The organism is Halomonas sp. KM-1, assembly GCF_000246875.1.
Taxonomy (GTDB): domain Bacteria; phylum Pseudomonadota; class Gammaproteobacteria; order Pseudomonadales; family Halomonadaceae; genus Halomonas; species Halomonas aerodenitrificans.
Map to the genome: position 1 here is coordinate 1 of NZ_BAEU01000062.1, position 12,241 is coordinate 12,241.

The following is a 12,241-nucleotide window of genomic DNA, read 5'->3' on the forward strand; positions in this document are numbered from 1 at the left end:
GCAGCCAGCGCTGGGCGCCGGCCCAGTCGTGAATCATCAGCCGCTCGTCGACACCGGGCAGTTCCAGTTCTGGCGTACGGTGGGGTAGCGAGAGCCGCCACAACGGCGCCCGACCTTCGCTGAAGAAGGGTAGGCGCTGGTCGCGCAGGGCGGTCCAGAAGCCGTTGTCGAGGTCGTCGCCACCGATGCGTGCGCGGGTGGCGGCCACCGAGCTCGGCCCGCCTTCCAGGCGCAGGTGCAGAGCTCCGTCGAGCCAGGCGGCGGCGCTGATCGGCAGCGGTTCGCGGCCCCACTCGGCCAGGCGCCGGCGGGCCTCGTCGAGGGAAAGCTCCAGGTGCAGGCTGTGGGTGGCACCGGCAATCGGCAGCACCTTGAAAGAGACCTCGGTGATCAGCCCCAGGCCGCCCTGGGCGCCCACCATCAGCCGCGACAGGTCGTAGCCGGCGACGTTCTTCATCACCTCGCCGCCGAAGCGCTGCTCGATGCCTTCGTGGTTGATCACTCGCGCGCCAAGCACGAAGTCGCGCACGCTGCCGGCCCAGGGGCGGCGCGGACCGGAGAGGCCGGTGGCGACCATGCCACCCACGGTGCTGGCAATGCCGTAGCGGGGCGGCTCGAAGGGTAGCATCTGGCCTTGCTCGGCCAGCGCCGCCTCGAGTTCGGCCAGCGGTGTGCCGGCGCGCACCGAGACCACCAGCTCCACCGGATCGTAGAAGCTGATGCCGCGGTGCTCGTGGGTGGAGAGCTCGCTGCCCTCCACTTCGCGACCGTAGAAGTAGCGGGTGTCGCCGCCGACGATGCGCAGCGGCGCGCCCTCGGCACTGGCCTGGCGAATGCGTTCGGCCAGGGCAGCGCTGGCGTCGTGGTCCTTGGGAGTCGTTGCGTTGGTCATGGTCACTCCTGTCCGCCCTGCTGCACGACGGAAGCGGTGTCGGCCGCCGCGCTCTTGATGGTGCGGAACTCCGAACAGCGTGCCGGGGTAGGGATGTTCTTGCCCGGGTTGAGCAGGTCGTGCGGGTCGAAGGCGGCCTTGGCGGCGCGGAAGGTGGCCAGTTCGTCGGGGCGGAACTGGGCGCACATCTGGTTGATCTTCTCGCGGCCGACGCCGTGTTCGCCGGTGATGGTGCCGCCCACTTCGACGCACAGTTCGAGGATCTCGCCGCCCAGCGCCTCGGCCACGGCCAGCTCGCCCTCGCGGTTGGCATCGAACAGGATCAGCGGATGCATGTTGCCGTCGCCGGCGTGGAAGACGTTGGCCACTTTCAGGCCGTAGCGCTCGGAGAGGTCGCTGATGCCCTTGAGCACTCGCGCCAGCTCGCGCCGGGGGATGGTGCCGTCCATGCAGTAGTAGTCGGGCGACATGCGGCCCACTGCGGGAAAGGCGTTCTTGCGCCCGGCCCAGAACTTGGCCCGCTCGGCGTCGTCGCGGGCCTGGCGGATGCCGGTGGCGCCGGCCTTCTCCAGCACCTGGCGCACGGTTTCGCAGTCGTCGTCGACGTCTGCCTCGACGCCATCGAGTTCGCACAGCAGGATCGCCTCGGCGTCCACCGGGTAGCCGGCGCCGATGAAGTCCTCGGCGGCGATGATGGCCAGCTTGTCCATCATCTCCAGGCCGCCGGGGATGATGCCGGCGGCGATGATGGCGCCGACTGCGTTGCCGGCCTTCTCCACGTCGTCGAAGCTGGCCATCAGCACCTTGGCCACTTCGGGCTTGGGCAGCAGCTTGACGGTGATCTCGGTGACCACGCCGAGCATGCCTTCGGAGCCGTTGAACAGCGCCAGCAGGTCGAAGCCGGGGGCGTCCAGGGCATCGCTGCCCAGGGTCATGCGCTCGCCCTCGATGGTGAGCACCTCGACCTTGATCACGTTGTGCACGGTGAGGCCGTACTTGAGGCAGTGCACGCCGCCGGCGTTCTCGGCCACGTTGCCACCGATGGAGCAGGCGATCTGCGACGAGGGGTCCGGAGCGTAGTAGAGGCCGTAGGGCGAGGCCGCCTCGGAGATGGCCAGGTTACGCACGCCGGGCTCGACCCTGGCGATGCGCGCCTCGGGGTCGATCTCGAGAATGCGCGAGAAGCGCGACATCACCAGCAGCACGCCGTGGGTGAGCGGCAGCGCGCCGGCGGAGAGTCCCGTGCCGGCGCCGCGGGTGACCCACCGGCACGCCGAGGCGATGGCACTCCACCAGCAGGCGCTGGACCTGGTCGAGAGAGTCGGGCAGCGCCACCAGCAGCGGCAGGGTACGGTAGACGGAGAGGCCGTCGCACTCGAAGGGGCGCATGTCCTCCTCGCGGTGCAGTAGGGTCATGCCCGGGATGGCCTTCAGCAGCGCGTCGCGGATGCCGGCCCTGTCCATCTCCGGGGCCGGACCGTCGAGCCGTTCGTCATAGAGGATGTTCATGATTGCCTCTCTGCGAGTCATGCGGCAGGGGTTCGTACGTCAGGCGCTCAATGTGCGCTCTGGTGTGTCCCCTGTCCAGCCTGCGGTCTACTGGTATGACCAGTTGTTTGGCATTATATTGGAAATTATTTTCATGATACAGCATGGCAGGGACTGTGCTTGAGCGCCAGCCTTGGAACGAGACCCTGGGAGAACCAATGCAGCAGGAACATGAGCGCGTCTCAGCGACGTTGACGCCCGATGCGGTGGCGGAACGCCTGGAGCGGCTGATTCTCGACGGCGTATTTCGCCCCGGGCAGCTGCTGCCCTCGGAGCGGCGCCTGTGCGAGCGCCTCGGCGTGTCGCGCACCTCGCTGCGCGAAGGGCTGCGCGTGCTGCGCAGCAAGGGCATCATCGTCACTCGTCAGGGGCGGGGCTCGGTGGTGGCCGAACTGGTGGCCGGGCGTGACGACAGCCCGCTGATGCATCTCTTCCGCGACCACCCGCGCACCCTTTACGATCTGCTGGAGGTGCGCTCGCTGCTGGAAGGGGAGTCGGCCCGGCTGGCGGCCGAGCGGGCCACGCCGGCGGATCGGGTGCTGATCCAGCGCCGCTACGAAGCGATGGCGGAATACGTCGAAGCGGGTCAGGCGATAGACGTGGAGCGGCTGGCCCATCTCGACCACGCCTTTCACCTGGCGATCTGTCAGGCCTCGCACAATCCGGTGCTGGTGCATACGCTGCAGTCGCTCACCGATCTGCTGCTCAGCTCCGTGTTCGCCTCGGTGAAGAACCTCTATCATCGTGAAAGACCGCGGGCCATGATCAATCGTCAGCATGCGCGGCTCTATCGGGCCGTGATGGAGGGCAAGCCTCAGGCCGCCCGCCGTGCGGCGCTCGATCACCTTCACGGTATCGAGGCGCAGCTGCGCGAGATCGAGGCCGAGGATCAGCGCCTGGAGCGTTCGGCCATGCGTCTCGACGAGTGGGGCTGAGAGCCGCGACTCAATTGACGCTCCTTTTTTTTGAATGCATAATTAGATTTATTCGTTATAGAAGTGAAGCCAATGGACAAGATCAGGCAGAGTACGCTTCACGGTGAAGTGGCGGAAAGGGTTCGCGATCTGATCGCGCAAGGCGTGTTGGCTCCCGGCAGCCGGGTTCCCGAAAAGCAGCTGTGCGAACAGTTCGGCGTTTCCCGTACCCCCTTGCGCGAGGCGCTCAAGGTGCTGGCTCACGAAGGCTTCGTCGAGCTGCTGCCCAATCGGGGCGCGCGTGTTGCCAAGCTGACCCGCACCACGTTGAAGAACACCTTCGAAGTGATGCAGAGCCTCGAGGCCCTGGCGGGCGAGCTGGCCGGAACGCGTATTTCCGACGCGGAGCTGGCGAATATCGAAGCCCTGCACTATCAGATGCTGGCGCATTACAAGGGCGGCAACATGCAGGAGTACCTGCTGACCAATCAGCAGATTCACGAAGCCATCGTGGTCGCCTCGCAGAACGACGTGCTCATCGACGTCTACAAGAATCTCAACCATCGCGTGCGCCGGGTGCGCTTCACCGCCGAGCTGAGCAAGGACTACTGGTCTCAGGCGGTTAGTGAGCACGAGTCCATGGTCGAAGCGCTGCGGGCTCGTAATGGAGCTGCACTCGGAGAGATCCTTCGCTGTCACCTGCGCAACAAAGTGGAGATGTCGGCTCTTGAGGAAATGGCCGAGTAGCGCCAGATTGCCCAGATCCGTTCACTCAGTGCGAAGATGCCGCCCCCAGGGGTGGCATCTGCGTTTGGTGCTCATTGCCCCAGCGGCATGCGATAGTAACGCACCGCGTTGTCGTGGAACAGCAGGCGGCGCTCCTGGGGCGCGAAGCCTTCGGTGATGCGCAGGAAGCCCGAGAAGATCGTCTCGAAGCTCGCCACCAGGCTGTCGACGGGAAAGTTGCTGGCGAACATGCAGCGCTCGACGCCGAAGGCCTCGATGGTTTCGAGCACGACGCGGCGATTGGTCTCGACGCTCCAGGGCTGTCCCGGTACACCGATGCCGGAGATCTTCACCGCCACGTTGGGCTGGGCGGCCACTCGCTCCATCGCCCGGCGCCAGCCGGCAAGCCCGGCTTCGCTGCGGTCCGCCGGCAGCCCGGTGTGGTTGATGACGATCTGGGTTGCGGGATGAGACTCCGCCAGCTCGGCAGCCTCCTCGAAGTGCCACCAGGGCGTCTGCAGATCGAAGGAGAGCCCATGGGCCGCGAGCAGGGCGAAACCACGGCGCCAGGCTGGGTCGCCCATCGAGCCGGTGGCGCCGGGGATCACCTTGTCGGGTGAGCTCGCGGCGGCGGGCTTGTGGCGGATGCCGCGCACGCGCGGGTGGTCGCAGTGGGCAGCCAGAACCTCTTCCACATCGGGCCGGTCGAGCCGGGCCTGGGCGACCATCACCGTCGGCAGCCCCTCGCGCTCGGCCAGCTCATGCACCCAGCGAGTCTCCGCCACCGGTGTGCGAGGGTCCCACTCCGTCTCCACGAACACGCTGCCAACCACGTTGAAGCCCCGGGTGTCGTGGCGGTAATCCGCGGGCATGTAGTTGCGGCGAATGGCGCTGTAGTCGCCGTAGCGAAAGGGAATGGGCGTCTTGTCGCACAGCCAGGGCAGGTAGTTGCGCTCGAGATCCCAGAAGTGCTGATGGGCATCGACGATCGGAAAGTCGTTCATGCTAATGACCCCTCATGCATTGTCCTGTCGCGCTTGGTCTTCCAGCAGGGTGACGATGGCGGCGCCATCGAGCTCGCCCTTGCCTTGGGCGATCAGCATGCTGTAGAGCGAGTTGGCCATGCCGGCCATGGGCATGGCGACGTTCAGCGCGTTGGCCGCGTCCTGCAGCATGTGTAGGTCCTTGAGGATCTGACGCGCATAGCCGCGCGGCTCGAAGTCGCTCTCCACCATGCGCGGCAGCAGGTCGTTTAGCAGGTTGCTGCCGGCATAGCCCGAGGAGAGCGCCTCGGGGATCTTGCTCACGTCGATGCCGAAGCGGTTGCCGAGGTTGCAGGCTTCGGCGATCACGCAGTAGTTCGAGAGCACCAGCGCCTGGTTGATCAGCTTGGTGGCCTGGCCCGCCCCCACCTCGCCCATATGAGTGAACTGGCCGAGCCGCTCCATGACCGGCGTTACGGCTGCGATGGCCTCTGTCGTGCCGCCTGCCATGATGGCCAGGCGACCTTCCGCGGCGGCGCCGGGCCCACCGGACACTGGAGCATCCACGAACGCCATGCCGTTGCGCCGCTCGAGCTCCGCTGCCAGGCGCCGGGTGGTCTCCAGCTCCGTGGTGGAGTGATCGACCACGACCTTGCCGCCGTCCTGAGCAACCTCGGCGATGCCGTTCTCTCCGAGCACCACCGCCTCCACGGCGGCGCTGGTGGTCACGCAGATCTGGATGAGATCGGCCCGTGCGGCCACCGCGGCCGGCGAGTCGGCGATGTCGGCGCCGCGGGCTTTTGCCGCTTCGCAGTGAGCCGCTTCGATGTCGTAGCCGACCACGGCATAGCCTTCGTCGATCAGCCGCGACACGAAGCCGCTACCCATCTTGCCCAGTCCAATGAAACCAACGGTGGAAATCGTCATGGTGAACTCCTTGCATTCTCAGCGCATGAAACTTGGCAGCCACAGCACCAGATCGGCGGCGAAGGTGATGATGGCCAAGGTGGCGACGAGCGGTATGTAAAAGGGGATCAGCGCTTTCAACAGCTGGCGCAGCGATACCTTGGCGATGGACGAGACGAGGAACAGCGAGAGGCCCATCGGCGGTGTCAGCAGGCCGATCATCAGATTGAAGATGCACACGATGCCTAGATGCACGGGATCGACGCCGGCGAGCACCATGGGCGGGGCCACGATCGGCACGATCAGCAGGGTCGCCGTGGTGGAATCCAGGAAGATCCCTGCGATCAGGAAGATGAGATTGGCGATCAGCAGCAGCATCAGCGGCTCGTGGGAGATCTGCAGTATGAAGGCAGCGAAGCGCTGGGGAATCTGCTCGACGGAGAGGATCCAGCCGAACATGGCCGCCGCCGCCACGATGATCAGAATGGCGCTCGTCGTCCTGAGCGTGGCCAGCAGCGAGAACATGAGGTGCGACCAGGTGAGCTCCCGATAGAGAACGGCGCTGATGAAGACGACGTAGGCTGCCGTTACCGCGGCCGCTTCCGTGGGAGTGAACAGGCCCATGAGCATGCCGGAGATCATCAATACCGGGGCCAGCAGGGCGGGCAGGGCGGGGATGAAGGCACGGTTGAGCTCCATCAACGTCGGCCAGCGCTCGGCCCTCGGCATGTCGTGGCGCAGCGCCAGCAGGGCCGCCGTGATCATCAGCAGCACGATGCAGATGAGCGCCGGCACGATGCCGGCAAGCAGCAGCTGAACGATCGAGACGCTGGTGACCGAGCCGTAGACTATCAGCGGGATGCTGGGCGGAAAGATGGGACCGACGACGGCGGAAGAGGCCGTGACGGCGGCGGAGAAGGGCGCTCCGTAGCCGCGCTTCTTCATCGCCTCTATCTCGATCTTGCCGAGTCCGCCGACGTCGGCGAGCGAGGCGCCCGACATGCCGGAAAAGATCAGGCTGGAGAATATGTTGACCTGAGCCAGCCCGCCCGGCGCCCGGCCGACCAGGGTGTTGGCGAAATGGAAGATACGGTCGGTGATGCCCGCCTGGTTCATCAGGTTGCCGACGAAGATGAAGATGGGTACGGCCACCAGAGGAAAGCTGTCCAGGGCATAGGTGACGCGCTGTCCCATCAGGCCCAGCGGCAGGCCCTCGAGTAATACGTATATCGCAGAAGGAATCAGGATTGCATAGACGACCGGAAAGCCGAGCAGAAAGAGAACGAGAAAGATGCCAAGGATGATCAAGCCCATGGAGGTGCCTTATACGCCGGAGTCGGATTTGTTATCGGTCGTGCTCGCGCCTTGCAGAAGATGCACCAGGGCTGCGCCCAAGAGGCCAAGAACGGTAGTGCCGAAGAAGATCCAATAAGGGATCTTCAGTACCGGGGTCGCTCTGTTGAAATTCGTCTGCACGGTGGTGGCGGCGGAGTAGGCAACGAACAGGCAGATGATGATGGAGGCTGCCATGATCAGCCGGTTCAGCCATCGTCTCGACATGACCGGAAGGGAGTCGCGCAGCTCTGACATCTGTATGTTTTCGCCGCTGGCGATGACCAGCGGGTAGGATGAAAAGACGAGGCATATCAGGAGAAAGCGCGTCAGTTCGCCGGAGCCGGGGATCGAGGTACCGAGCAGGTCGCGAGAGAGCACTTGCAGGAACGGCACCAGGATCATGCCGGCGAGAAGCAGGGCGCAGAAAATCTCGAGCCACTTTCTTGGGTATCTCATTTTTCACCCATCGGGTCATGTTCCGGCGAGAGGCCATCGCCCCTCGCCGGTACCGTTACTCCACTTCCCCGATCATTTCGATGTAGGGCTCGAAATTGGGGTAGTCGCGGTTGATCTGTGCCAGCACCTGCTCGCGGAAGGCGTCGATATCCAGCCCATCCTCTTCGGTAATGATGGTCATGCCGCGCTGAGTCAGCTCTTCGATGAGTTCCTCTTCGGTCTCCTGCGCCCAGCGCAGCGACTCTTCCGCCTTTTCTGTCAGCACGTTGGTGATGGCCTCCTGGTATTCCTCGTCCAGGGACTGCCATACGTTCTCGTTGATGAAGACAGCGAGGATGGAGTGCATGTGGCCGGTCAGCGAAACATGCGACTGCACTTCGTGCAGGTTATCGGAACGGATCATGGTCAAGGGGTTTTCCTGGCCCACGACCAGCCCGGTCATCAGGGAGGTGGGCAGCTCCGAGACCTCTACCGGGGTAGGGTCTGCACCAAAGCCCCGGACCATGGAGATCCAGATATCGAGCGGTACGGCACGAAATGGCTTACCTGCCAGATCGTCGGGTGATTCCACGGGGAAGTTGGCCGTGATGTGGCGAGCGCCGCGGTACATCCTGCCGATGATGCGCATGCCGGCCTCGTCGATCAGTTGCTCGTTCATCTCGCTGATGACCGGCGAGTTCGGGTCAGTGGCCCTGAGGGCATGCTCCGCATCGCGATAGATGAAGGGCGCATTGAACACCGCGATATCCGGTACGGATTGCGCCAGGGAGGCGAACTCGTGATGGGCCATGGAAATGGAGCCCAGCGATACGCCATCCACCATTTCTGCTACGCCACCCAATTGGCTGGCCGGAAAGATGGTGATGCTGACCCCGCCATCGGTGGCTTCTTCGATGGCGGCGGAGGCTTCCGACGCGAAGCGGGTCTGTGCGTCGCCTTCCGCACCGACGTGGGCGTAACGCAGCGTGGTGGCGGAGACGGAGGCGGAGGCAAGGCCAAGGAGAAAGGCTGCCGCTAGCGTGAGAGGGAACCGATGTTTGAGCTTCATGCTGGACCTCGTTGTTGTTGTAGAGGGGGGCCGCGCCCCTGGCTCGGCGCCAGGGGCGCGGACGTGCCTTCAATATGCTGATGTCATTATGAACTCATAATTCATTATTTTTATATATACTTTCGTCTACTCATGTTTGTCGATTCGGCTAAGCGCTGCGGCTGAGGGCATGATGCGTGCCCATGCGGCAGGCGATGGTGAAGGCGTGGCGCATGGCTTCGACGCTGGCCTTGCCCTGGCCGACGATGTCGAAGGCGGTGCCATGGGCCGGCGTGGTGATGGGAATCGGCAGCCCGCCCTGGACGGTGACACCACGCTCGAAGCCCAGCAGCTTGAGGGCGATCTGGCCCTGGTCGTGGTACATGGTGACGACAGCGTCGAACTCGCCGTCGCGGGCGCGGCGAAAGAGGGTGTCGGCAGGGAAAGGACCCTGGGCCGGGTAGCCGGCGGCGACGCAGGCCTCAACGGCCGGTGCGATGACGTCGATCTCCTCTCGTCCGCAGGTGCCGCCCTCGCCGGCGTGGGGGTTGATAGCCGCCACCGCGATGCGCGGCTGCGTCACGCCCGCTGCCACCAGGGCGTCGTGGATCAGGCGGGTGGCGTTCAGGATGCGCTCCGGCGTAACGTAGCCGGCGGCCTCGCTGAGCGGTACGTGGGAGGAGATGCGCGAGGTCCAGAGGTTGCCGAGGGTATTGAATTCGCACACCTCGCCCGGGACCTGCAGGTACTCGGCGAAGAAGTGCAGCTCGTCCTCATGGCGCAGGCCGCCCTGCTTCATGGCCAGCTTGTTGAGCGGGGCGAAGCAGATGGCATCGATTCGCCCCGCCTGGGCGGCCTCCAGGCAGTGGGCCAACACCTTCAGCACCGAGGCGCCGCAGGCGGCATCGACCCGGCCGAACTCGACCTCCTCTGGCCGGATGGTGTTCAGCGGCAGCAGTACGGGGCCGGCCTGGCCGCGGGCCTGCTCCCAGGCGGCGATCTCGGGCAGCGTGAGCGCGGTGCCGGCCACCCGCTGGCCTTCCTGCCACAGCCAGGGGTCGCCCACCACCACCACGTCGCTCCCTTCGATTGCCTGGCGGTCGGCCAGCAGCTTGGCGACCAGCTCGGGGCCGATGCCTGCCGGGTCGCCCAGGGGCACGGCGATGCAGGGTCTTGAGTGGGTCATCTTGGGTCTCCTTCGTAGTGGGTCAGCCGTCCTGCCAGGCGGCGCCGTCCGGGTAGAGGTGGCGTGACAGCGACTCGGGGTGGAGGCTGATGCTGTAGCCGGGGGCGGTCGGCACCTGATAGCGGCCGTTGCGGATCGTCACGGGGTGCTCGAAGTGCTCGTGCAGATGATCGACGTATTCGAGGATGCGCCCCTCGAGAGAGCCCGAAACGGCGATATAGTCGAACAGCGAGACGTGCTGCACGTACTCGCAGAGACCGACGCCGCCGGCGTGGGGGCAGACCGGCACGCCATGCTTGGCGGCCAGCAGCAGCACCACGATGACCTCGTTCAGCCCGCCGAGACGGGCGGCATCGACCTGACAGTAGTCGAGGGCACCGGCCTGCAGCAGCTGCTTGAACATCACCCGGTTGTGGCAGTGCTCGCCGGTGGCCACCCCGATCGAGCCCAGCCGGCGTCGGATCTCGGCGTGGCCGAGGATGTCGTCGGGGCTGGTCGGCTCCTCGATCCACAGCGGATCGAATTCGGCCAGCCGGCGCATGTTGGCAATCGCCTCGTCGACGTCCCACATCTGGTTGGCGTCCATCATAAGGGCGCGTTCCCAGCCGATCTCCTCGCGCAGGATCTGGGCGCGACGACGGTCCTCCTCCAGGTTACCGCCCACCTTCTGCTTGAAGTGCGTCCAGCCTTCGGCCAGCGCCTCGCGCGCCAGGCGCCGCACTTTGTCATCGTCGTAGCCGAGCCAGCCGGCCGAGGTGGTATAGGCCGGGTAGCCATGCTCGCGCATCTCCCGTTCACGGTCGGCGCGGCCGGCTGCATTGCGACGCAGTAACCCCAGCGCTTCCTCGGGAGTCAGGGCGTCGGTGACGAAGCGGAAGTCGAGGCAGCGGATCAGCTGCTCGGGCGGCATGTCGACCAGCAGCTTCCACACCGGCTTGCCTTCCGCCTTGGCCCACAGATCCCAGACGGCATTGACGATGGCCGCCGTGGCCAGGTGGATCGCGCCCTTCTCCGGTCCGATCCAGCGCAGCTGGCTGTCGCCGCTGGTCAGCTCGCGCCAGAAGCGGCCCATCTCGGCGGTGATGTCGTCGAGCCGGCGGCCCTCGATCAGGTAGGCCAGCGACTCTACGGCCTTGACGCAGATTTCGTTACCGCGGCCGATGGTGAAGGTCAGGCCGTGGCCGCTGAGCCCGTTCCCGGCATCGGTGTGCAGGGTGACGTAGGTGGCAGAGTAGTCCGGCGCCGCGTTCATGGCATCGGAGCCATCCAGGGAGCGTGAGGTAGGAAAGCGGATGTCCTGAACCTCGAGACGGGTGATGGTGGTCATGGCGACAATTCCAGCAAGGTCTAAGAGAAGTAAAGATTTGTTGTCCAACCCAGCCTGGTGGGCAATCCAATAACCTTCCAATCGTTTTTTTCGTATCTACGTTAACCAGCGGTTATCGAAACGCACTGCAGGCCCTGTCGTGGTCCTCGAGGATGCGGCGCGTCCGGTTTCCTCTCGACGAAAGTATGATTCTTAATTCTGGATTCATAATTCAAAGTCTCAGAATCGTTCTTCGTCAGAAAGTCCGTGATCAGAAAGTCCGTGATCAGACAAACCGTGATGCGAGAGGAGGCAGGAGAAGATGCGCGAGGAGAGTGGAGAAAATCACAGCCCGACCGGTGGTCGGCAGCCGCAGCTGCAGGACCCGGCGCTGTTCAGGCAGCATGCCTACATCGATGGAAGCTGGGTCGATGCCAGCGACGAGGCGGTCATCGAGGTGATCGACCCGGCCAGCGACACGCGGCTAGGCAGCGTGCCCCGCCTGCCTCAGGCACAGGTGCGTGAAGCCATCGAGGCAGCCGACCTAGCCCTGCCGGAGTGGAAGGCCAGGACCGCCAAGGAGCGAGCCGCCATCCTGCGGCGCTGGTACGAGCTGTGCATGGCGCACCAGGAGGATCTTGCCCGTATCCTGACCCTGGAGCAGGGCAAGCCGTTGGCCGAGGCCCGGGGCGAGATCGCTTATGGCTCCGCCTTCATCGAGTGGTTCGCCGAAGAGGCCAAGCGGGTATACGGTGACGTCATTCCGGCCCATGCCAGGGATCGCCGCATCGTGGTCACCAAGGAACCGGTCGGCGTGGTGGCCGCCATCACGCCCTGGAATTTCCCCAACGCGATGATCACCCGCAAGGCCGCCGCCGCCATGGCGGCCGGCTGCACGGTGGTGGTCAAGCCGGCATCCAGCACGCCCTTCTCGGCGCTGGCCCTGGCCGAGCTGGCCGGGC

Annotated in this window: 11 protein-coding genes and 1 pseudogene; 3 read left to right on the forward strand and 9 right to left on the reverse strand. The window is 65.1% G+C overall.

Annotated features, from left to right (window positions below; translation table 11 throughout):
* Positions 1-892 (reverse strand): glycolate oxidase subunit GlcE (glcE, locus tag B8115_RS06465; protein WP_010626952.1); only part of this gene is annotated, 892 nt, incomplete at its 3' end.
* Between the two features lie 2 nt (positions 893-894).
* Positions 895-2,401 (reverse strand): annotated as a pseudogene (gene glcD, locus B8115_RS06470) (glycolate oxidase subunit GlcD).
* Positions 2,402-2,598: 197 nt separating this feature from the next.
* Between glcD and glcC the strand changes: the two are divergent.
* Together glcC and B8115_RS06480 are read left to right on the forward strand one after the other, a co-directional pair.
* Positions 2,599-3,375, forward strand: coding sequence for a transcriptional regulator GlcC (gene glcC / locus B8115_RS06475; protein WP_010626955.1), 777 nt, complete (start codon positions 2,599-2,601; stop codon positions 3,373-3,375).
* Positions 3,376-3,447: 72 nt separating this feature from the next.
* Positions 3,448-4,101: a GntR family transcriptional regulator gene (locus B8115_RS06480; protein WP_010626956.1), complete on the forward strand. Its 654-nt coding sequence runs from the start codon at positions 3,448-3,450 to the stop codon at positions 4,099-4,101.
* 71 nt (positions 4,102-4,172) lie between these two features.
* On the opposite strand, the gene B8115_RS23175 is transcribed toward B8115_RS06480, so the two are convergent.
* The 7 genes from B8115_RS23175 to B8115_RS06510 form a co-directional block, all read right to left on the reverse strand.
* On the reverse strand, positions 4,173-5,084 hold the full coding sequence (locus B8115_RS23175; protein ID WP_010626957.1) for an amidohydrolase: 912 nt from the start codon (positions 5,082-5,084) through the stop codon (positions 4,173-4,175).
* 12 nt (positions 5,085-5,096) lie between these two features.
* A complete protein-coding gene (locus tag B8115_RS23180) occupies positions 5,097-5,990 on the reverse strand; it encodes an NAD(P)-dependent oxidoreductase (protein WP_010626958.1) in 894 nt (297 codons plus the stop codon).
* 18 nt (positions 5,991-6,008) lie between these two features.
* Positions 6,009-7,283 (reverse strand): TRAP transporter large permease, encoded by a 1,275-nt coding sequence (locus tag B8115_RS06490; protein ID WP_010626959.1) that lies wholly within the window; start codon positions 7,281-7,283, stop codon positions 6,009-6,011.
* 9 nt (positions 7,284-7,292) lie between these two features.
* Positions 7,293-7,760: a TRAP transporter small permease gene (locus tag B8115_RS06495; protein ID WP_010626960.1), complete on the reverse strand. Its 468-nt coding sequence runs from the start codon at positions 7,758-7,760 to the stop codon at positions 7,293-7,295.
* Positions 7,761-7,815: 55 nt separating this feature from the next.
* On the reverse strand, positions 7,816-8,808 hold the full coding sequence (locus B8115_RS06500) for a TRAP transporter substrate-binding protein (RefSeq protein ID WP_010626961.1): 993 nt from the start codon (positions 8,806-8,808) through the stop codon (positions 7,816-7,818).
* A gap of 148 nt (positions 8,809-8,956) precedes the next feature.
* Complete coding sequence (locus tag B8115_RS06505) at positions 8,957-9,973, reverse strand: 4-hydroxythreonine-4-phosphate dehydrogenase PdxA (protein WP_010626962.1); 1,017 nt, start codon at positions 9,971-9,973, stop codon at positions 8,957-8,959.
* Positions 9,974-9,995: 22 nt separating this feature from the next.
* A complete protein-coding gene (locus tag B8115_RS06510) occupies positions 9,996-11,300 on the reverse strand; it encodes an L-fuconate dehydratase (RefSeq protein WP_010626963.1) in 1,305 nt (434 codons plus the stop codon).
* 301 nt (positions 11,301-11,601) lie between these two features.
* Here B8115_RS06510 and B8115_RS06515 point away from each other — a divergent pair.
* Positions 11,602-12,241 (forward strand): aldehyde dehydrogenase family protein (locus B8115_RS06515; RefSeq protein WP_010626964.1); only part of this gene is annotated, 640 nt, incomplete at its 3' end.

What these genes read in the sequence shown, in the direction of transcription:
- glcC (WP_010626955.1), top strand. Translation starts at nt 2,599, where the DNA reads ATGCAGCAGGAACATGAGCGCGTCTCAGCGACGTTGACGCCCGATGCG.
- B8115_RS06480 (WP_010626956.1), top strand. Translation starts at nt 3,448, where the DNA reads ATGGACAAGATCAGGCAGAGTACGCTTCACGGTGAAGTGGCGGAAAGG.
- B8115_RS23175 (WP_010626957.1), bottom strand. Translation starts at nt 5,084, where the DNA reads ATGAACGACTTTCCGATCGTCGATGCCCATCAGCACTTCTGGGATCTC.
- B8115_RS23180 (WP_010626958.1), bottom strand. Translation starts at nt 5,990, where the DNA reads ATGACGATTTCCACCGTTGGTTTCATTGGACTGGGCAAGATGGGTAGC.
- B8115_RS06490 (WP_010626959.1), bottom strand. Translation starts at nt 7,283, where the DNA reads ATGGGCTTGATCATCCTTGGCATCTTTCTCGTTCTCTTTCTGCTCGGC.
- B8115_RS06495 (WP_010626960.1), bottom strand. Translation starts at nt 7,760, where the DNA reads ATGAGATACCCAAGAAAGTGGCTCGAGATTTTCTGCGCCCTGCTTCTC.
- B8115_RS06500 (WP_010626961.1), bottom strand. Translation starts at nt 8,808, where the DNA reads ATGAAGCTCAAACATCGGTTCCCTCTCACGCTAGCGGCAGCCTTTCTC.
- B8115_RS06505 (WP_010626962.1), bottom strand. Translation starts at nt 9,973, where the DNA reads ATGACCCACTCAAGACCCTGCATCGCCGTGCCCCTGGGCGACCCGGCA.
- B8115_RS06510 (WP_010626963.1), bottom strand. Translation starts at nt 11,300, where the DNA reads ATGACCACCATCACCCGTCTCGAGGTTCAGGACATCCGCTTTCCTACC.